Annotated in this window: 17 protein-coding genes; 6 read left to right on the top strand and 11 right to left on the bottom strand. The window is 72.8% G+C overall.

All coding sequences use genetic code 11. The features are described 5' to 3' along the window. Position 1: 1 nt before the first annotated feature. Both ACZ6WH_RS38300 and ACZ6WH_RS38295 read right to left on the bottom strand, forming a co-directional pair. Positions 2–796, bottom strand: coding sequence for a metal ABC transporter ATP-binding protein (locus ACZ6WH_RS38300; RefSeq protein ID WP_469734714.1), 795 nt, complete (start codon positions 794–796; stop codon positions 2–4). 29 nt (positions 797–825) lie between these two features. Beyond that, a complete protein-coding gene (locus ACZ6WH_RS38295) occupies positions 826–1,803 on the bottom strand; it encodes a metal ABC transporter substrate-binding protein (RefSeq protein ID WP_469734713.1) in 978 nt (325 codons plus the stop codon). A 201-nt stretch (positions 1,804–2,004) separates the two neighbouring features. Here ACZ6WH_RS38295 and ACZ6WH_RS38290 point away from each other — a divergent pair, with 201 nt between their 5' ends. After that, positions 2,005–3,387: a glycine--tRNA ligase gene (locus ACZ6WH_RS38290; protein ID WP_432854113.1), complete on the top strand. Its 1,383-nt coding sequence runs from the start codon at positions 2,005–2,007 to the stop codon at positions 3,385–3,387. Between the two features lie 173 nt (positions 3,388–3,560). On the opposite strand, the gene ACZ6WH_RS38285 is transcribed toward ACZ6WH_RS38290, so the two are convergent. The 3 genes from ACZ6WH_RS38285 to ACZ6WH_RS38275 all read right to left on the bottom strand — a co-directional run bounded on the left by ACZ6WH_RS38285 (position 3,561) and on the right by ACZ6WH_RS38275 (position 6,881). Then, entirely contained in the window at positions 3,561–4,190 is a 630-nt protein-coding gene (locus tag ACZ6WH_RS38285) for a TetR family transcriptional regulator (protein WP_469734711.1), read from the bottom strand. A gap of 88 nt (positions 4,191–4,278) precedes the next feature. Then, the gene (locus ACZ6WH_RS38280; protein ID WP_469734709.1) at positions 4,279–5,283 is read right to left on the bottom strand and encodes an aldo/keto reductase; all 1,005 of its coding nucleotides are present in this window, start codon (positions 5,281–5,283) and stop codon (positions 4,279–4,281) included. Between the two features lie 137 nt (positions 5,284–5,420). Further along, positions 5,421–6,881, bottom strand: a complete 1,461-nt coding sequence (locus tag ACZ6WH_RS38275) for an MFS transporter (RefSeq protein WP_469734707.1) — start codon at positions 6,879–6,881, stop codon at positions 5,421–5,423. 100 nt (positions 6,882–6,981) lie between these two features. Between ACZ6WH_RS38275 and ACZ6WH_RS38270 the strand changes: the two genes are divergently transcribed. Next, positions 6,982–7,881: a helix-turn-helix transcriptional regulator gene (locus ACZ6WH_RS38270; RefSeq protein WP_469734705.1), complete on the top strand. Its 900-nt coding sequence runs from the start codon at positions 6,982–6,984 to the stop codon at positions 7,879–7,881. A 41-nt stretch (positions 7,882–7,922) separates the two neighbouring features. Here the strand turns inward: ACZ6WH_RS38270 and ACZ6WH_RS38265 are convergent, their stop codons facing one another. Then, positions 7,923–9,386, bottom strand: coding sequence for an MFS transporter (locus ACZ6WH_RS38265; RefSeq protein WP_469734703.1), 1,464 nt, complete (start codon positions 9,384–9,386; stop codon positions 7,923–7,925). 249 nt (positions 9,387–9,635) lie between these two features. Between ACZ6WH_RS38265 and dusB the strand changes: the two genes are divergently transcribed. Then, positions 9,636–10,775, top strand: coding sequence for a tRNA dihydrouridine synthase DusB (dusB, locus tag ACZ6WH_RS38260; RefSeq protein ID WP_469734701.1), 1,140 nt, complete (start codon positions 9,636–9,638; stop codon positions 10,773–10,775). Positions 10,776–10,845: 70 nt separating this feature from the next. Here dusB and ACZ6WH_RS38255 read toward each other — a convergent pair whose 3' ends face one another. Together ACZ6WH_RS38255 and ACZ6WH_RS38250 are read right to left on the bottom strand one after the other, a co-directional pair. Continuing rightward, positions 10,846–11,970: an MBL fold metallo-hydrolase gene (locus ACZ6WH_RS38255; protein WP_469734699.1), complete on the bottom strand. Its 1,125-nt coding sequence runs from the start codon at positions 11,968–11,970 to the stop codon at positions 10,846–10,848. 70 nt (positions 11,971–12,040) lie between these two features. Next, entirely contained in the window at positions 12,041–13,525 is a 1,485-nt protein-coding gene (locus tag ACZ6WH_RS38250; protein WP_469734697.1) for an APC family permease, read from the bottom strand. Between the two features lie 258 nt (positions 13,526–13,783). Here ACZ6WH_RS38250 and ACZ6WH_RS38245 point away from each other — a divergent pair, with 258 nt between their 5' ends. After that, positions 13,784–14,356: a MarR family winged helix-turn-helix transcriptional regulator gene (locus ACZ6WH_RS38245; RefSeq protein ID WP_432854086.1), complete on the top strand. Its 573-nt coding sequence runs from the start codon at positions 13,784–13,786 to the stop codon at positions 14,354–14,356. A 115-nt stretch (positions 14,357–14,471) separates the two neighbouring features. Here ACZ6WH_RS38245 and ACZ6WH_RS38240 read toward each other — a convergent pair whose 3' ends face one another. The 3 genes from ACZ6WH_RS38240 to ACZ6WH_RS38230 all read right to left on the bottom strand — a co-directional run bounded on the left by ACZ6WH_RS38240 (position 14,472) and on the right by ACZ6WH_RS38230 (position 18,569). Next, positions 14,472–15,251, bottom strand: coding sequence for a gamma-glutamyl-gamma-aminobutyrate hydrolase family protein (locus ACZ6WH_RS38240; protein WP_469734695.1), 780 nt, complete (start codon positions 15,249–15,251; stop codon positions 14,472–14,474). Beyond that, positions 15,248–16,777 carry an aldehyde dehydrogenase gene (locus ACZ6WH_RS38235; RefSeq protein WP_469734693.1) on the bottom strand — a complete coding sequence of 510 codons (1,530 nt, stop codon included), beginning with the start codon at positions 16,775–16,777 and terminating at the stop codon, positions 15,248–15,250. The genes ACZ6WH_RS38240 and ACZ6WH_RS38235 overlap by 4 nt, the downstream gene beginning before the upstream one ends. 79 nt (positions 16,778–16,856) lie before the next feature. Beyond that, on the bottom strand, positions 16,857–18,569 hold the full coding sequence (locus ACZ6WH_RS38230) for an amidohydrolase (protein ID WP_469734691.1): 1,713 nt from the start codon (positions 18,567–18,569) through the stop codon (positions 16,857–16,859). A gap of 352 nt (positions 18,570–18,921) precedes the next feature. On the opposite strand from ACZ6WH_RS38230, the gene ACZ6WH_RS38225 reads away from it, so the two are divergent. Together ACZ6WH_RS38225 and ACZ6WH_RS38220 are read left to right on the top strand one after the other, a co-directional pair. Further along, positions 18,922–19,839: a LysR family transcriptional regulator gene (locus ACZ6WH_RS38225; RefSeq protein WP_432854077.1), complete on the top strand. Its 918-nt coding sequence runs from the start codon at positions 18,922–18,924 to the stop codon at positions 19,837–19,839. After that, positions 19,836–20,052 (top strand): hypothetical protein (locus tag ACZ6WH_RS38220; RefSeq protein WP_469734689.1); only part of this gene is annotated, 217 nt, incomplete at its 3' end. The genes ACZ6WH_RS38225 and ACZ6WH_RS38220, both read left to right, overlap by 4 nt.

Raw genomic sequence — 20,052 nt, 5'->3', positions numbered from 1 at the left:
CTCAGGTCAGCAGTCCTGTCCGGACGGGCTCGTGGGCCGCGTCCGCGTGCGGGTGTACGTGATCGTGGCCCGGCAGGGCGTGCTGGCCCACGGCCTCCGGGGGCGGCCCGTCGTGGACGACGCAGCCGTCCCGCAGCACCACGGCACGGTCGATGAGCGGCTCCAGCGGGCCCAGCTCGTGCAGCACGAGCAGAACCGTGGCGCCGGCCTCGACCTGCGCGCGCAGCGTCGCCGCCAGCACCTCCTGGCTGGCGAGGTCCACGCCGGCCATCGGCTCGTCCATGATCAGCAGTTCGGGCTCGGCGACCAGCGCGCGGGCTATCAGGACGCGCTGGTGCTGGCCGCCGGAGAGCGCGCCGACCGAGTCCTTCGCGCGGTCGGCCATGCCGACCTGCTCCAGCGCCGACATGACGGCCGCGCGGTCGGCCTTCCCCGGCCACTTCAGCTTCGTACGGGCCAGCCGGCCGGCCGCCACGACCTCGCGGACCGTGGCGGGCACGCCGCCCGCCGCCGTGGTGCGCTGCGGCACGTAGCCGATGCGCGCCCAGTCCTTGAAGCGGCGCGCGGGTGTACCGAACAGCTCCAGTTCGCCGGCGCTCAGCGGGACCTGGCCGACCACCGCGCGGACGGCGGTGGACTTGCCGGAGCCGTTGGCGCCGAGCAGCGCGACGACCTCGCCGCGCCGCACGGTCAGGTCGATGCCGCGCAGCACGGGGCGTGCGCCCAGCGACGCGCTCGCGCCGCGCAGCGAGACGACGGCCGGTGCCTCGTCGGGACCGCTGTCCGTACCGCTCATGGCAGCTCCTTCTCCGGCGTCCGGCCCGGTCACTTGGCGCCCAGTGCCTTCTGCAGCGCCTTGAGGTTGGACTCCATGACGGCGAGGTAGTCGTCGCCGCGGGACTTCTTGGTGATGCCCTCGATGGGGTCCAGCACGTCGGTCTTGGCGTGCACGTCCTTGGCCAGCGTCTTGGCCATGTCGGGGCTGGTCAGCGTCTCGAAGAAGACGGTGTGGACGTCGTGCTCCTTCGCCAGCCCCTGCAGCTCCTTCACCCGGCTGCCGCTGACGTCGGTGGCCTCCGGGTCCAGGCCGCTGATGGCCTCCTCGGTGAGGCCGTAGCGCTCGGCGAGGTAGCCGAAGGCGGCGTGGGTGGTGATGAAGGTGTCCGACTTCCGGTTCTTCAGCCCGTCCTTGTACTCCTGGTTCAGCTTGTCCAGCCGCTTCACCAGCGCGTCGGTGTTCTTCTCGTAGTCGGCCTTGTGCTTGGGGTCGGCCGCGGCGAGGGTCTTGCCGACGCCCTTGGCGGCCTCGGCGTACTTCACGGGGTCCAGCCAGATGTGCGGGTCGAGGCCGGACTCGTCGCCGTGGTCGTGGCCCTCGTGGCCGTGCTCCTCGTGGCCGTGCTCCTCGTGACCGTGGGCGCCGACCTCGGCGCCGTGGCGCTCCAGGGTGGTGAAGGAGGCGGCGTCGGCGGTGTGCTCCACGCCGGACTGCTTGACCGCCTCGTCGACGGCCGGCTGGACACCCTTGAGGTAGACGACGGCGTCGGACTCGCCGAGCTGGGCGGTCTGCTTGGGGCTGAGCTCCAGGTCGTGCGGCTCGGTGCCGGGAGCGGTGAGGCTGGTCACCGACACGTGCTCGCCGCCGATCTCCTCGGCGAGGTACTGCATCGGGTAGAAGGACGCCGTCACGGCGAGCTTGCCGTCCTCCTTGCCGTCCGTGCCGGAGCAGGCGGAGACGGCGAGAAGGCCCAGGACAGCGGAGCCGGCAAGGGCCGCGGTGGATATTCGACGGCGTACGTTCATGACAGTCATTTTCAACTGGACTGGAAACGATTGTCAACAAACCAGGTGAGACGGGGACAGTGACGGGAACCGATTTGATCCGGGGGGCATGGCCGCCGGTAACCTGAAGCATTCGCCCGCCCGCCTCCCGACCACGCCCCTCCAGGAGGCGCCAGGGCGCCGCTCCTATTAATCGTTCGTCGTCGCAATGAAGAGAGCACCGTGGCCGCCGACAAGATCGACACCATCGTCAGCCTGAGCAAGCGCCGTGGCTTCGTATACCCGTGCAGTGAGATCTACGGCGGCCAGCGCGCCGCCTGGGACTACGGTCCCCTCGGTGTGGAGCTGAAGGAGAACATCAAGCGTCAGTGGTGGCGCAACATGGTCACCTCGCGCGAGGACGTGGTCGGTCTCGACTCGTCGGTCATCCTGGCCTCGGAGGTCTGGGTGGCGTCCGGTCACGTCGCGACCTTCACGGACCCGCTGACCGAGTGCACCTCCTGCCACAAGCGCTTCCGCGCCGACCACCTCGAAGAGGCCTACGAGGCGAAGCACGGGCGCCTGCCCGAGAACGGTCTCGCCGACGTCAACTGCCCGCACTGCGGCAACAAGGGCAGCTTCACCGAGCCCAAGCAGTTCTCCGGCCTGCTCTCCACGCACCTCGGCCCGACCCAGGACTCCGGCTCGGTCGCGTACCTCCGTCCCGAGACCGCCCAGGGCATCTTCACCAACTTCGCCCAGGTGCAGCAGACCTCGCGCAAGAAGCCCCCGTTCGGCATCGCCCAGATGGGCAAGTCCTTCCGGAACGAGATCACGCCGGGCAACTTCATCTTCCGCACCCGCGAGTTCGAGCAGATGGAGATGGAGTTCTTCGTCAAGCCGGGCGAGGACGAGACCTGGCACGAGTACTGGATGGAGCAGCGCTGGAACTGGTACCGCGACCTGGGCCTGCGCGAGGAGAACATCCGGTGGTACGAGCACCCCAAGGAGAAGCTCTCCCACTACTCCAAGCGCACCGCTGACATCGAGTACCGCTTCCAGTTCGGCGGCTCGGAGTGGGGCGAGCTGGAGGGCGTCGCGAACCGTACGGACTACGACCTCGCCTCGCACTCCAAGGCGTCCGGCCAGGACCTGTCCTACTTCGACCAGGAGGCCGGCGAGCGCTACACCCCGTTCGTCATCGAGCCCGCGGCCGGTGTCGGCCGGGCGATGCTCGCCTTCATGCTCGACGCGTACTTCGAGGACGAGGCGCCGAACGCCAAGGGCAAGATGGAGAAGCGCACGGTCATGCGCCTCGACCCGCGCCTGTCGCCGGTCAAGGTCGCCGTCCTCCCGCTGTCCCGGAACCCGCAGCTGTCCCCGAAGGCCAAGGGCCTCGCGGCGGACCTGCGCAAGAACTGGAACATCGAGTTCGACGACGCGGGCGCCATCGGCCGCCGCTACCGCCGCCAGGACGAGATCGGCACGCCGTTCTGCGTCACGGTCGACTTCGACACCCTCGACGACAACGCCGTGACCGTGCGCGAGCGCGACACGATGAAGCAGGAGCGGGTCTCCCTGGACCAGATCCAGGGCTACCTGGGCGCGCGGCTGCTGGGCTGCTGACCCTGCGCGCTGTGCGCGCTGATTTAACGACTGCCGGCCGGTCCCCGCGGGTGCGGGGCCGGCCGGCGGCGTATGTGCGCTCCGCGATGGCGGAGTGCGGCATGGCGTCGGCTGCTCGCGCAGTTCCCCGCGCCCCTACGCGCCGAAGCGGACATGCAGCCCGTCGAGCAGAGCTATTCCGCCGCCGCATTCGGCCACGGCGCGGCATTCTGCGGCGGGGCGCACAACCCGCGAAGGACCAGTTCACGTACCACCGTGAACTGGCCTTCGATTTCGGGGCGCTGCCAATCGCCGGCGTGGCACGGGTCGTGGAACCGGGCGGTGGCGTCGAAGACGGCGCGGGCGGTGGCGTCGGGGTCCGGCGCGTACGCGAACGTGCCCTCCGCGACGCCGTCCGCGACGATCCGGGCGAGCTGCCGGACCAGTACGGCGATGTGCGCGTCGACGACCTCGGCGGCCTCGGACGCCAGGACCAGGTACGTCGCGAACAGTTCGGGATCGTCGCCCGCCTTGCGCCGCTTCGCAGCGAAGAGCGCGTCCAGCCACCGCGGCAGCCGGTCGGCCGCCGGGAGGCCGGAGTCCCCGGCGAGTTCGTCGAGCACGCCGGTCGTGCGGTCCAGCCAGCGCCCCGTGACCGCCTCGCGCAGCGCCGCCTTCGTGGGGAAGTGCCGGTAGACGCTGCCGTGGCTGACGCCCAGCGCCCGCGCCACGTCGACCACCGTGGCCTTGGCCTGGCCGTGCCGGCGCAGCACCTCTTCGGTGGCCTGGAGGATGCGTTCGCGGGTCAGCGGCTCGGGCGGCATGGGGCGTCGGGCCTTCCTGGTCGAGGGGCGGCGGGCGGGGTGCCGTGCTACGGACGGTATCCGACGCCCCGCCCGCCGCCGGGCCGGGTCAGCGCTCGCTGTCCAGGTGCGCCATCTGGTTGGCCGGGTAGCGGTCGCCCGCCGCCGCGCCGGCCGGGACCGCCCGCTCGATGGCGGCCAGGTCGGCGGCGTCCAGGGTGACGTCCAGCGCGCCGAGCGCCTCGGTCAGCCGCTCGCGGGTGCGGGCGCCGATCAGCGGAACGATGTCCTCGCCGCGGGCGAGCACCCAGGCGATGGCGGTCTGCGCGACCGAGGCGCCCTTGCGCTCGGCGATGGCCCGCAGCGCCTCGACCAGCCCGAGGTTGTGGTCGAGGTTGTCGCCCTGGAAGCGCGGGCTCATGCCGCGGAAGTCGTTCGCGGCGAGCTTCCGGTCCCGGCTGAAGTGCCCGCTGATCAGGCCGCGGGAGAGGACGCCGTACGCGGTGATCCCGATGCCCAGCTCGCGGGCCGCGGGCAGGATCTCTTCCTCGATGCCGCGCGAGATGAGGGAGTACTCGATCTGGAGGTCGGAGACGGGCGCCACGGCCGCCGCCCTGCGCAGCGTCTCCGCGCCGACCTCGGAGAGGCCGACGTGGCGGACGTGCCCGGCCTCGATCAGCTCGGCGATGGCGCCGACGGTCTCCTCGACCGGTACGTCCGGGTCCAGGCGGGCGATGCGGTAGACGTCGATGTGGTCGGTGCCGAGGCGCTGGAGGGAGTACGCGGCGAAGTTCTTCACCGCGGCCGGCCGCCCGTCGTAGCCGGTGAACGCGCCCTCGACCGTCCGCAGGGCGCCGAACTTGACGCTGATCAGGGCGTTGTCGCGGGCGGCCGCCGGGGCGGTGCGCAGCGCTTCGTTGAGGAGCAGTTCGTTGTGGCCCATGCCGTAGAAGTCGCCGGTGTCCAGGAGGGTGATCCCGGCGTCCAGCGCCGCGTGGACGGTGGCGAGGGATTCGGCGCGGTCGCTGTCCCCGTAGAGCGCGGACATGCCCATGCAGCCGAGGCCGAGGGCGGAGGTCTGGGGGCCGGTGGTGCCAAGAGTGCGCGTCTGCATGCATCCACCGTCGCATGACAGCTGACAGATTTCAATAATTGTCATTCGTGTCGGCTGTCGGCGGACAGTCGTCAGTTGTCGGCCGTCAGCTGTCGTGCGTCGGCGCGCGTCGGATGGGGACGGGGCGGCGGCCGGGGTCAGGACAGGGCGCGCGGCAGCCGCAGGGACAGGCCCGTCATGGCCAGCAGGCCGACGAACTGGACGGCCAGCGCGACGAGCAGCGCGTCCCGTACGCCGGCCGACGGGACGAGCCCCAGGAACACCGAGCCGATCGTCGCGACGCCGAGCGCCAGGCAGGTCTGCTGCGCCGTGACCGAGAGGCCGCTGCCCGCGCCCGCCCGCTCCGGCGGCACGGCCGCCAGCATCACCCGGAAGTACGTCGGGAGCTGGAAGCCCTGCCCCGCCCCGATGACGGCCATCGCGGGGGCCAGCGAGACCGGGTCCAGGTCCGGCCAGCCGGCGAGCACGGTCGCCGCGAGCACGGCCAGCCCCACCGCGTGCGTCACCGCGCCGGCCGTCAGCACCCGGCTGCCCAACCGGGGCGCCAGCCGCGGCCCCCACATGGACGTGATCAGGTACGTCACGCTCATCGGCGCCACCGCGGCGCCCGCCACCACCGGCGACAGCCCCAGCCCCTGCTGGAGCGCGACCGCCACCACGAACATGAAGCCGCCGAACCCGGCGAACAACGGGACCGCCACCGCGAGCCCGCGCCGCAGCCCCGGCTCGCGCAGCAGCGACGGCGGCAGCAGCGGCGCCCCGCCACTGCGCTCGGCACGCCGCTCGACCACGTAGAACGCCCAGGCCAGCAGGGGTGCGGCGGCGAGCAGCAGCCACGACCACAGCGGGCCGCCGGCCGTCCGGCCCTCCGTCAGCGGCAGCAGCAGCGCAACGAGTGCGAGCGCGAACAGCAACGTACCGGCCCGGTCGCCGCGGGCCGGCCGGGCCGCCCGGCTGTCCGGTACCGAGAACCGGCCCAGCAGCAGGATGGCCGCCACCACCGGCACGTTCACCAGGAAGATCGCGCGCCAGCCGGTACCCAGCAGGTCGGCGGAGACCAGCAGCCCGCCGAGCAGCTGCCCGGCGACCCCGGCGACGCCGCCCGTCGCGCCGTACAGGCCGAGCGCCCGGCCGCGCAGGGCGCCCGACGTGGTCGCGTGGATCGTGGCCAGCACCTGCGGCAGCATCACCGCGGACGCCGCGCCCTGCGCCGCGCGCGCCGCCACCAGCGTCCAGGCGTCCGGCGCCAGCCCGCAGGCCAGCGAGGTCAGGCCGAAGGCGGCCGCGCCCCACAGGAACAGCCGCCGCCGGCCGTAGGTGTCGCCGAGCCGCCCGCCGAGGACGAGCAGCACGGCGTACGCCATGGCGTACGCGGCCGCGACCATCTCCAGGACCGCGGGCCCGGCCCGCAGCTCGCGTCCGATGGACGGCAGGGCGACGTTCACGATGAAGAAGTCGGTCATGGGCAGCGCGGCACCCAGCAGCAGGGTGGCCAGGCCGAGCGCGGTCAGCCGGGCGGGCGCCGCCGGGCCCGGTGTCGTCGGATCCGGGCCCGTCAGGCCCGGTGTGGTCGGTTCGGGTGTCGTCGTGGTGCTCACACTCCGAAGATCCGGCAGCGCTCAGCCGGGTACCAGAGTGTGTTCATCCTGGTACCAGCGCTACCTGGCAACCGGCTCGGCCGTGCGCCACGCTGGAACCATGAGCGTCACCTCACCCCCCGCGCCCGCCCGCAGCGCCGCCGACGTCCGCCGCGACGAGCTGGCCGCGTTCCTGCGCAGCCGCCGCGAACGCATCCCGCCCGAGCGGGTCGGCCTGCCGCGCGGCACGCGCCGGCGCACCCCGGGGCTGCGCCGCGAGGAGGTCGCGCAGCTCGCCGCGGTCGGCGTCACCTGGTACACCTGGCTCGAACAGGCCAGGGACATCCATGTCTCGGCGCAGGTGCTGGACGCGGTCGCGCGGGCGCTGCTGATGGACGCCAGCGAACGCGCCCACCTCTTCGCGCTGGCCGGCGCCGCCGATCCGGCGCCCGGCGGCGAGTGCGCGGTGGTCTCACCGGAGCTGCGGCAGGTGCTGGAGCAGCTGGAGCCGTTCGCGGCCTGCGTGCAGAACCGCCGGTACGACATCCTCGCGTACAACCGCACGTACGGGCGGCTGCTGACCGACCTCGACGCGCTGGAGCCGCAGGACCGCAACTGCCTGTGGCTCACCTTCACCCACCCCGAGTGGCGGGCCGCCGTGCCGCACCTGGAAGAGACGATGGCGCAGATGACGGCCCGCTTCCGGGCCGCCATGGCCGAGCACGTCGCGGAGCCCGCGTGGAAGGCGCTGCTCAAGCGGTTGCAGCGGGCGTCGCCGGAGTTCCGGGAGATCTGGGACCGGCACGAGGTGCTGTGCGCCCGCGCGAAGACCAAGACCTTCCAGAACGCGGAGGTGGGCCTGGTGCGGGTGACCAACACCCCGCTCTACCTGGGTGACCGGGAGGGCTTCCGGGTGACGGTGTACGCGCCGCAGGACGAGGCCTCGCGGGAGCGGCTGGTGCGGCTCCGGGAGCTGGCGGTGGCGGCGGAGACCGCCCGCGCACCGGCGGGCGGCGCGTAGCCGCCAACGGGGGGGACGGCAGCGGCCGGCCCGCGGCCCGCTCAGCCGCTCCGGCGACTGTCCGCCGGAGCGCCGGGCGACGGCACCGGGGCGCCCTCCAGCTGCCGGGCGGCCCGCTGTGCCGTCTCGCGGGCCCAGCTTCCGCTGGTGAGGGCGCCGACGAGGAGCACGGCCGCGCCGCAGCCGGTGATGACCCACCAGGCCGGGCGGCTCGCCTCGGCGAAGCCGCCGGTGGTGGCGGCAGCGCCGCCGCTCGCCAGCACGGCCCCGATCACGGCCACGCCCAGCGACTGGCCGACCTGGCGGCTGGTGGAGGCCACCGCCGCCGCGACCCCGGCCTGCGCCCGCGGCATCCCGGACACCGCGGTATTGGTGATCGGCGCGTTCACCAGGCCGAAGCCGATGCCGAAGAGCACGTACCCGGTGAAGAGCAGCGGGGTGCTCTCCTCCGCCCGGAAGCCGGCGAAGAGGACGCCGCTGATCACCATCCCGGCACCGGCCAGCAGCAGCGACAGACGCGGCCCGCGGGCCCCCACCAGCCGCCCCGACAGCGGTGCGAAGACCAGCGTCATGGCCGCCATCGGCAGCATGTACAGGCCCGCGTGCAGCGCCGAGAGACCGCGGACGTCCTGGAGGTAGAGGGTGTTGACGAAGAGGAAGCCGCCGAGCGCCGCGAACGCGCTCACGGCGATCACGGTCGCGCCGCTGAACGGGGCGCTGCGGAAGAAGCGCAGCTCGATCAGCGGTTCGGTGCGCCGCCGCTCGTACCCGATCAGCCCGGCGAGCGACAGGACGGCCAGCGCGCTGCAGCCCATGATCAGCGGCGAGCCCCAGCCCGACTCGGGCGCCTCGATGATCGCGTACGTCAGGGAGCCGAGCAGCAGGATGACCAGCACCTGACCCACGGGGTCGGGGCGGCGTGGGTGGGGCGCGCGGGAGTGCGGGACGTAGCGCATGGTCAGGAAGAGCGCGAGCAGCCCGATGGGGACGTTGATCCAGAAGATCGCCCGCCAGTCCACGGCCTCCACGAGCAGCCCGCCGACCACCGGTCCCGCGGCCATGCTGAGGCCGACCACGCCGCCCCACACACCGATCGCGCGGGCCCGTTCGCGCGGCTCGGTGAAGGTGTTGGTGATGATCGACATCGCCACGGGGTTGAGCATCGAGCCGCCCACCGCCTGCACCATCCGGAACACCACCAGCCACGGCAGGCTCGGCGCGAGGCTGCACAGCAGCGAACCCAGGGTGAAGACGATCAGCCCCACCTGGAACACCCGGCGGCGGCCGAGCCGGTCCGCCGTGGATCCGGCCAGCATCAGCAGCGACGCCAGGACGAGGGTGTAGGCGTCGATCGTCCACTGCATGCCGGACACGGAGGCATGCAGATCCTGGCGGAGGGAGGGCAGGGCGACGTTCAGGACGGTGTTGTCCAGGCTGACGATCAGCAGGCTCATGCAGCAGATCGCCAGCACCAGCATCCGCCGCCGGTGGCTGAGCTCGGGCATGGTTGAACGTTACAACGAGTAGCGGTACCGGGCTCCCGGAGCGCCCGGCCCGACGGCCCGTAGCGGCCTTCCGGGGAGCGCGCGTACGGCCCGTACCGGGCTCGGGGAGCGGGCGGACGCCGGCCGGGGACGGCCTTCCGGGGACGCGCGTACGGCGCACCCGCCACGTGCGGGACAATGGGAGACCGCACCCGCCCCGTACGCCAACCCGTACGTCGAATCCGTACCCGTCGAAGGAACCCGCTTCAGATGTCGTCGCTGCAGATCGGCCCGCACAGCGTGCAGCCCCCCGTGGTCCTCGCGCCGATGGCCGGGATCACCAACGCGCCCTTCCGGACCCTGTGCCGGGAGTTCTCGGGCGGCAAGGGCCTCTTCGTCAGCGAGATGATCACCACGCGGGCGCTGGTCGAGCGCAACGAGAAGACCATGCAGCTGATCCACTTCGACGCGAGCGAGAAGCCGCGCTCGATCCAGCTGTACGGCGTCGACCCGGACACCGTCGGCAGGGCCGTCCGCATGATCGCGGAAGAGGACCTGGCCGACCACATCGACCTGAACTTCGGCTGCCCCGTCCCGAAGGTGACCCGCAAGGGCGGCGGCTCCGCCCTCCCGTACAAGCGGAACCTGCTCCGCGCCATCCTGCGCGAGGCGGTCGGCAACGCCGGGTCGCTGCCCGTCACGATCAAGATGCGCAAGGGCATCGACGACGACCACCTCACCTACCTCGACGCCGGGCGGATCGCCGTCGAGGAGGGCGTCACCGCCGTCGCGCTGCACGGCCGCACCGCAGCCCAGCACTACGGCGGCACCGCCGACTGGGACACCATCGCCCGCCTCAAGGAGCACGTCGGCGCGATCAGTGAGATCCCGGTGCTCGGCAACGGCGACATCTGGTCCGCCGACGACGCGCAGCGGATGATGCGCGAGACCGGCTGCGACGGCGTCGTCGTCGGCCGCGGCTGCCTGGGCCGCCCCTGGCTCTTCGGCGACCTGGTCGCCGCCTTCGAGGACCGGCCCGAGGACTACGCCCGGCCGACCATGAAGGAGGTCGCGGACGTCATGCTCCGGCACGCCACCCTCCTCGGCGAGTGGCTGGGCGACGAGGCCCGCGGCGTGATCGACTTCCGCAAGCACGTGGCCTGGTACACCAAGGGCTTCTCGGTCGGCTCCGAGATGCGCCGCAAGCTCGCCGTCTCCTCCTCCCTGACCGAGCTGGCCGACCACCTCTCCGCACTGGACCTCGACCAGCCCTGGCCCACCGGCGCCGACGGCCCCCGCGGCCGCACCTCGGGCCGCAACAAGGTCGTCCTCCCGGACGGCTGGCTGAACGACCCGTACGACTGCGCGGGCGTGAGCGCGGACGCGGAACTGGACACTTCGGGGGGCTGACCGGCCGGGCTCCCGCAGTCCCGCACTCTTCGTCCCCCTCCTTCGTCCCTCCTCTTCGTCCCCTTCGTGGTCACCGCCCCCGCAGCGGTATCTGCTGGAGGTCCTCGCCCGGGATCACGCGGCCCGAGAAGCCCTTGGCCGCGCGGTGGCGCCACTCCGCCGAGGAGACGGCCTTCGGGTCGGCGGGGCAGATGTGGCTCAGGACGAGGGTGTCCACGCCCGCCCGTTCGGCGATCGGGCCCACCTCCGTGACGTCCGTGTGCGACTGCAGCATGTGGTCCAGGTAGGCCGGCGGCAGCCCCGCAGCGCGGTAGAAGTCCGCGTCCATCACCTCGTGCACGAGGAGGTCGGCGCCGCGGGCGAGCCGTACGACGTTGTCGTGCTTCACCGTGTCGCCGGAGAAGACCACCGACCCGTGCGCGGTGTCGAACCGGAACGCGTACGACGGGAACACCGGGCCGTGATCCACCAGGATCGCCATCACTCGTACCGTCCCGTCGTCCGCCACCTCGAAGGGCTCCATCGGCGGCGCGGTCGGGCCGAGCGGGTGCGCGCCCGTCCCCTCCGGCAGCTCGATCTCGTGGGTACGGATCAGGGTGCGCGGATCCGCGATGCCGGAATCCCGGATGAAGACGTTGGTGCTGTACGCGAACGCCTCGATCTGCTTCTCCGTCAGCTGCTTCAGGCCCGGCGTGGGGTGGTGCGGAGCGACGACCGGCGGATCACCGTGGTCGAAGGCGGGCGGCAGGGCACCGGCCGGGCCGGGCCCGTACACGTCCACCGGCTTCGTGATCAGGTCGTCCTCGTCGTTGGAGAGCTGCGCGCCGAGGAGGAAGAAGTTGTAGTAGTCGGCGATGTGGTCGGCGTGCAGATGGGTCAGGAAGATCGATGTGAGGTCGGCGAGCTTCAGCCCGGCCAGGCCGTACTGCGTCACCGCCGAGCGGCCGCAGTCGATCACGTACGTACGGCCGTCCACGACGAGGGCGCTGGCGATGCCGCGGCGGGACGCCTCCGGGGGCGGGCCGGCCGCGGTACCGAGCAGGACGAGCCGGGGTCCGTCGAGCGGGCGGATCCGGGGCGCGGCCGGCGCGGCCGCTGCAGCGGTGGCCGGGCCCAGCACCGCGGCCCCGCCGGCGAGCGTGGCGGCGCCGGTCGCGGCGAGCAGACGACGGCGGGAGACGGGCTGTTCGGGCATGGGGCGGCTCCTCGGAAGGGGCGACACGGGAATCGGAAGGGGCGGCAGGGGGAGGGGGCGGAGTGGGTGGTCAGGGGGTGTCGTCCGTGGCGCAGGTGCCGATGGCGGCGTACGCGTCGGGGCGGGCGAACCGCAGGAAACGGGCCCAGGCGATGCCCAGGACGGCGGCCACGAGCACCAGGCAGGGCAGGATCCAGCGCAGCGGATTGCCGGGGCCGACGCCCAGCTGGACGCTGAAGTTGGTGAGCGCGAGGTAGAAGATCACGGCGAGGGCGACGGCCGAGAGGGCGGGGGCGATCAGCCGCTGCCACGGTCCCTCGTCCGCACGGCTCCTGCCCCGCCGTGCGAAGTAGCAGATCACCGCTACTGACGTGACGAGCAGCAGCAGGATGACGCCCAGCGCGCCGAGGTTGGTGAGCCAGGTGAAGACGTCGTCCACCGGGTCGCGCCCGGCCAGCGCGAAGAGGACGGTCACGGCCACCGTCACCGCGGTCTGCGCGAGCGAGCCGCGCGCGGGCGAACCGTACCGGGGGTGCAGCGCGCCCAGCCCGCGCGGCAGCACTCCTTCGCGGCCGAGGGAACGTACGTAGCGGGCCACCGCGTTGTGGAAGGAGAGCAGTGCGGCGATCAGGGAGGTGATCAGGAAGAGTTGCGCGAGGTCGGAGAAGAGCGGGCCGAGGCTGTCCGCACCCAGCGCGAACATCATGTCCGGGCCGTGCACGGCGGCGTAGCGCACCGCGCGCCCGCCCCCGGCGCCGCTGATCATCGCCCAGGCCGTGACGGCGTAGAAGACGCCGATGAGCGCGACGGCGGTGTAGGTGGCGCGGCCGACGGTGCGCCGCGGGTCCTTGCACTCCTCGCCGTAGAGCGCCGCCGATTCAAACCCCATGAAGGCGGCGAAGATGCAGCACAGCGCGACGCCGAGCGCGCCGTCGGTGGCCGCGTGCCAGCTCAGCGGGGCGAGCGAGACGCCCTGCGGGGCATGGCCGAACTGCGCGATGTCGAAGACGAGGACGGTGCCGGACTCGATGACGATGAGCACGGCGAGGACCTTCATGCCCACGTCGATGCGCCGGTAGCCCAGCGCCCCGACCAGTGCCGTGGCCGCCAGCACCAGGGCCCACCACGGGACGTCCAGGCCGGTGCGGGCCTTCAGGAGGTCGGCGGTGGTGGCGCCGAAGAGCCCGGCGATGCCGACCTGCATGGCGTTGTAGGAGACCAGCGCGACGAAGGCGGTGGCGACTCCCGCGGTGCGGCCGATGCCGTGCGCGGCGTAGGCGTAGAAGGCGCCGGCACCGGTGATGTGCCGGCTCATCGCCGCGTAGCCCGCGCTGAAGACTGCCAGCAGCAGCGCGATCAGCAGGTAGAGCAGCGGGATGCCGAGGACGCCGGTGACGCCGAGGGACTGCGGGATGCCGCCGGCGGCGACGGTGAGCGGTGCCGAGGCGGCGATGATGAAGAAGACGATGCCGGGGACGCCGATGCGGGGCCGCGGGGTCGCGGACGGTGCCGCGTCCGTCGGGCGGGCTGCGGGAGGGCGTGGGTCGATGGCCATGCCGGGCTCCTGGGGCGGGGATGATGGGACGCGTGCGTACGGCGCAGGCGTGCGGGTGTACGGGCGCGAGCGGGTGGGGGAGGCCGCGGGGTCGCGGGATACCGCGATATCGTTTGAGCCCGTACGAATAGCGGGGTGCGCAGATCGTACGACCGCAAACGAAGCCCGGCAAGGGTGCGGACGGGTCCGGTGCGGGACGCGTCACCCACCGGGGTCCGGGACCACCGGGGTCCAGGAGGGTTCGAAGGAGATGCTGTGGTGACCGGTCACCGTTCCATCAGGGACACGGAGAAGGCGGTACAGGCCAAGCTCGGCGACACGCCCATCCGGCACGCGCAGATGGCCGCGGTGGGGAACATCTACCGGGCCGCCGCCGCGGTCCGCCAGCACTTCGAGAACTCGGTGCTGCGCGGCGCCGAGCTGACCTGGACCTCGTTCGTGGTCCTGTGGGTGGTGTGGATCTGGGGCGAGATGGAGACCCGGCGGGTCGCCGAGGAGGCCGGCATCTCCAAGGGCACGCTCACCGGCGTCGCCCGTACGCTCCAGGGCCGCGGCCTGATGGAGCGCAGCGGGCACCCGACGGACGGCCGGCTCGCGCTGCTCTCCCTCACCCCGGCCGGCGAGGAGCTGATGGCGGAGATCTTCCCGCAGTTCAACGCCGAGGAGGCGTTCGTCACCGACGACCTCGACGACGACGAGGCCCGCCAACTCGCCGACCTCCTGCGCCGCATCGTCGTCCGGGTGGAAACGGACGGCGAACAACGCCGCCTGGACCTCCTGAACGGAGCGGACCCCCGCCCTCGGAGGAGCGGACGGCGGGCGCGGGGGTGAACGCGTCGCCGCGGTGCGGTCCGGGCGAGGCCGCCAGGTCCAGGCGAGGCCGTGAGGCCTAGGTGAAGCCGCGAGGTCTAGATGAGGCCGCGAGGTCCAGGCGACGCCGCGAGGTCTAGGTGAGGCCGCGAGCCGCCCGGACCAGCGCGTCGAACAGCCCCTGTTGTGCCGGGTCCTTGGCAGCGGTGTCCTCCGGATGCCACTGCACGGCGGCGAACCACCCTTTCCCGTCGGTCAGTTCCAGGGCCTCTACCGTCCCGTCGGCGGCCCGGCCGGTCGCGACCAGTCCGTCGCCCAGCCGGTCCACGCACTGGTGGTGGTAGCAGGACGCGTCCACCCGCTCCGTGCCGGCCGCCCGCGCCACGGCCGATCCGCTCGCCAGCCGTACGGGGTGCACCACGTGCCGGTGTTCGCGGTCCGGACCGCCCATGTCCTGCCGCAGCGTGCCGCCCAGCGCCACGTTGGCGACCTGCAGCCCGCGGCAGACGGCGAGCGTGGGCAGCCCGTGCGCGAGCGCGTACCGGGCCACCGCCAGGTCGAACGCGTCCTGCTCCTCGTCCACGTCGTACACGCTCTCGTGCACGGCCGCCTCCGCCGCCGCGTACAGCTGCGGCGTCAGGTCCCCGCCGCCCGGCAGCAGCACCCCGTCGCAGCGCGCCAGCCGGGCCGCCACCGCCGCCTCGTCCACCCGCCCCTCGGGCGCGTACGGATGCATCATGAATGGCTCGCCGCCGGCCCGCAGTACGGCGTCGGCCAGCGCCCGCGCGGTGACGACGGCCTCGTAGCGGAGCGCGGACGTGGTGGCGGAGAACCGTTGCGGCAGCGCGATCAGCGGCCGGGTACCGGTACCGGAAGAGGGAGCGGTGTCGGTATGGGTAGAGGGCGCGGCGTTCACAACCGGATCCAGGTGGTCTTGAGTTCGGTGTACTTCTCCAGCGCGTGCGCGGACTTGTCGCGGCCGTTCCCGGACTGCTTGTAGCCGCCGAAGGGGACGGTGAGGTCGCCCTCCTCGTAGCAGTTGACCCAGACCGTGCCGGCGCGCAGCGCGCGCGAGACGGTGTGCGCGGTGGACAGCGAGCCGGTCCACAGGCCCGCCGCGAGGCCGTACGCGGTGTCGTTGGCCAGCGCCACCGCCTCCTCGACGGTGTCGAAGGTCAGCACGGACAGCACCGGGCCGAAGATCTCCTCGCGGGCGAGCGCCATGTCCGGCGTGACCCGGTCGAAGACGGTGGGCCGGAGGTACGCACCGCCGGGCACGGGTGGCGGGTCGAGCGGCGTACCGCCGGTACGCAGCCGGGCCCCGGCCACGTGGCCCGCGTCGATGTGCCGTCCCACGGCGTCCAGCCGGGCCGCCCCCGCCAGCGCGCCCATCTCCGTCGCCGGGTCCAGCGGATCGCCGACCCGCAGCGCTTCGGCACGCTCGACGACGGCCTCGGTGACCTCCTCCGCGACCGAGGAGTGCACGAGCAGCCGGGACGGCGCGGTGCACATCTCGCCCTGGTTGAAGAAGATCCCCCAGGCGGCGGTGGCCGCGGCGGTGGCCAGGTCCGGGGCGTCCGGCAGCACGATGTTGGGGGACTTGCCGCCCAGCTCCAGCCAGACCCGCTTGAGGTTGGAGTCGGCCGCGTACCGCAGGTAGTGGCGGCCGACGGCGGTGGAGCCGGTGAAGGCCAGCACGTCGACGTCCGGGTGCAGCCCGAGCGCGCGGCCCGCGGTGGGCCCGTCGCCCGCGACGACGTTGAGCACCCCGGGCGGCACCCCCGCCTCCGCCAGCGCCTCGTCCACGAGCCGCCCCAGAAGCAGGGCGGAAAGCGGGGTCAGCTCGGACGGCTTGAGCACGGCGGTGCAGCCGGCGGCGAGCGCCGGGGCGATCTTCCAGGCGGCGAGCGTCAGCGGGAAGTTCCACGGCACGACCGCCCCGACCACCCCCGCCGGCTCCCGCGTGACGAGCGCCAGCGCGCCGGGATCGGTATGCGGCACTTCATCACGCAGCTTGTCCGCGAGCTGCCCGTACCAGCGGAACGTACCGGCGACGGCGCGCAGTTCGATGCCGTACGACTCGGCGACGGGCTTGCCGTTCTCCAGTGAGATCAGCGCCGCGATCTCAGAGCGGTGCTCCTCGACCAGATCGGCGATCCGCAGCAGGACGCGGCCCCGGTCGGCCGGCGCGAGCCGCGGCCAGGGCCCCGAGTCGAAGGCCCGCCGCGCCGCGGCGACGGCCAGGTCCACCTCCTTCTCGCCCGCGTCGGCGACGGTGGCGAGCGTCGCACCGTCCCGCGGCGAAACGACGTCGAACGACGCCCCCGACCCGTCCTCCTCCCGCCCCCCGACCCGATGCCGCACCGGCGGCACAAGCCTCCCGGCGACACGTATCCACTCCGCATGACTGCTGTCGAGCGTGACGACGGACGTCTGCTCCATCGCGGCCTCCTCGTCTGCTGATGCTGCTTGTTTGCCGGTACTGCTGCCGTTGTTCGCCGGTACTGCTGCCGTGGAGCGGTCAGTGGGACTCGTGGACGACTTCGCCGTTGAAGAGGGTCATGGTGATCGGGAGGGCCGGTATGTCCTCCGGGGGTGTGTGGAGGAGGTCGCCGTCGAGGATGCAGAGGTCGGCGGCCTTACCGGGTTCCAGAGAGCCCTTCCAGGACTCGGCGAAGTCCTGGCGGGCCGCGTGGGTGGTGTAGGCGCGCAAGGCCGTGCGGAGGTCGACGCACTGGTCGGGGCCGCTGGGGCGGCCGGTGGCCTTGGAGCGGCGGAGGAGCATGGAGGAGACTCCGGCGCGCCAGTCGGGGTACGTGATCGGCGCGTCGGAGCTGGCGGTGACCGGGATGCCGGCGTCCACCGCGCTGCGTACGGGCCACTGGTACGCCGAGCGTTCCGGGCCGACGACGCCGTCCATCAGGTCCGCGATGGCGTCCTTGACGCCCGGGTTCATGTTGGCGCCCCAGCCGTGTGCGGCGAGGGTGGCCAGGGCGTGGGGCGAGGCGAAGTCGCCGTGGATGATGTAGTGCCGGGCGTCCGGGCGGGGGTGGTCGAGCTGGGCGGCGGCGAAGGCGTCCACGACCGCGTCGATGCCGGCGTCCCCGGTGATGTGGACCCCGAGCTGGTGTCCGATGCGGTGCGCCTGCCGCACGATCGACGACAGTTCCTCGACGCGTTGTCCGTCGGTGTGGCCGTGCAGGCAGAGGCTGCCGCGGCCGCCGCCGTTCGTGTACTCCTCGCTCATCCAGGCCGTACGGCTGGGCGGCACCCCGTCGGCGAAGAGCTTGACGCCGAGGACGGAGAGGAGGCGGGGGTCGACGCCGTCGCAGATCCCGTCGAGTGCGGCCAGGCGGTCGGTGAGGTCGGCGGCGGCGCCGCCCATTTCGAGGGGGAGGAGCAGCACGCTGACGCGGGCGCGGAGTTCGCCCGCGCGCGCCATCCGCGCGTACACCTTCAGCGTCGCGGTGTCGGCGGAGCCGAGGAAGAGGCTCTTGCCGCCGGGCCCGAGCCCGGGTTCGGTGAAGCTGGTGATGCCCTGGGCGTGGCAGACGCCGATCGCGGCCCGGATCGCCGCCTCGCGGGCCGCGTCGGTCATGGGCGGGATGACGGTGTTGACCAGTTCCTGGGCGCTCTCGCGGAGGATGCCGGTGAGCGCGCCGTCGGGCCGCCGCTCGATGACGCCGCCGGGCGGCGCCTCGGTGGCCGCCGTGAGGCCCGCCGCCTCCAGGGCGCGGGAGTTGAGCCAGGCGGTGTGCCCGGAGAACTCGTACAGGAGGACGGGATGGTCGGGGGAGACCGCGTCCAGGTCCCAGCGGGTGGGCGTGCGGGTGCCGTCCGCGCGGCACTCGTCGAGGTAGCCGATGTCCCAGCCGTTGCCGAAGATCCAGGTGCCGGACGGCTGCCGGTCCGTCTGTGCGCGTACGGCGTCCCGGATGCCGGCGATCGAGGTGACGGCGGGGGGCGAGACATCGACGGCGAGCGGCGGGCGGGTGCCGCCGAACGCGCAGCCGTGCAGGTGGGAGTCGTTGATTCCGGGGAGGACGGTGCCGCCCGCGAGGTCGACGACCTCCGTGCGCGGCCCGATCAGCGGGCGCAGCTCGGCGGTGGTCCCGGTGGCGGCGATGACGCCGTCGCGCACGGCGACCGCCTCGGCCGTACGGAAGGCGGCGTCCAGGGTGAGGACCTGGCCGTTGCGGAGGACGAGATCGGCGGGTCTGGGTGCGGGCGGCACGGGAGCCCCTTCCGTCGGGCGGGTTCCTTTGAGGGGTGGGGTCGGTCGGAGAGTGTGTGGGGACGAGGAGTGGCCGGCGTTCTGCTACGGGGGTGCCGGGGGTGTCGGTGGTGCCAGGGGCGCCGGCAATTCGTTTGGGGCCAAACTTAATCCCGGAGCGGGGGTGCGGCGCAAGAGGGGCGAGCGGGGTATTCCGTCGCCGGACGGACGTGCCGTACGCTCCCGCGTGCGCGCCCCTTACCGCGGCCCGCACGGCCCCGTGCCGCGCTCCGCATGACCCCGTACGGCCTGCGCGCAGAAGGCTCGTCCGACCCGTATCGCGGGCCGGTCCCAGCATTTAAAGTGCTTAATCGTGGAACTCAGGCACCTGGAACACTTCGTCGCCGTCTCCGAGGAGCAGCACTTCACGCGCGCGGCAGAGCGGCTGCACATCGCGCAGTCCGGCCTGTCCGCCTCGGTGCGCGCTCTGGAACGGGAACTCGGCGCCGACCTCTTCACCCGCACCACCCGCCGTGTGCAACTCACCGCCGCCGGCCGGGCCTTCCTGGTGGAGGCGCGCCGCACGCTCGCGGGCGCGGCGGCGGCGCGGGAGGCGGTCGCCGCCGTACGCGGCCTGTTCACCGGCACGCTCGCCGTCGGCACCGAGCAGTGCATGGGCATCGTCGACCCGGTGTCACTCCTGGCCGACCTGCGCGGACGTCACCCCGGCGTCGAGGTCCACATGGTCCAGTCCGGCTCCGCGCACCTGCTGGAGGAGGTCCGCCGCGGCACCCTGGACCTGGCGTTCGTGGTGTACGAGGGGCATGAGGACGGCGTACGCATCCGCCCCCTGGCGGCCGAGCCGATGATGCTGCTCTGCCGCCCGGACCACCCGCTCGTCTTCAGCGGCGAGCCGCTCACCACGTACAACGGCGAGCCGCTCGCCGCGCAGGCGCTGGCCGGCGAGGTCTTCGTCGACCTGCACCGCGACTGGGGCGCGCGGCGGGCCGCCGACGCGCTCTTCGCCGCCGCGGGCACGCGCCGCACGGTGGCGCTGGAGGTCAACGACGTCTACACGCTCCTCGACCTGGTCGCACGGGGGCTGGGCGTCGCGGTGGTACCCCGCCCGGTGACCCACAAGGACCAGGCCCGCGGGCTCGCCGCCGTACCGCTCGCCGCCGACACGGTGTGGAACGTGGGCATCGCCGTGCCCCGCAGCGGCCGCCTCTCACCGGCGGCCCAGGCCCTTCTGGAGAGCCTGGCGGCGATTGAGCACGAGAAAGGCGATTGAGCACGACAGTTGATGAATTCGATCAGTGTTGGGTGTTGGACGCCATAGCGCCGGAGCGCCAGGGTGGACGCGAGGGCGGGCAGGACAGGGCACCGCCCCGCGAACCGACATGGCGAAAGGCTGCTCCCATGGCGCAGGAAGTACGCGGAGTGATCGCACCGGGGAAGGGTGAGCCGGTGCGGGTGGAGACGATCGTGGTGCCGGATCCGGGTC

This window comes from Streptomyces sp. NPDC050806 (genome assembly GCF_055586425.1).
Note: the sequence above shows the minus strand (reverse complement) of the source record. Positions and strands in the feature narration are given on the sequence as shown.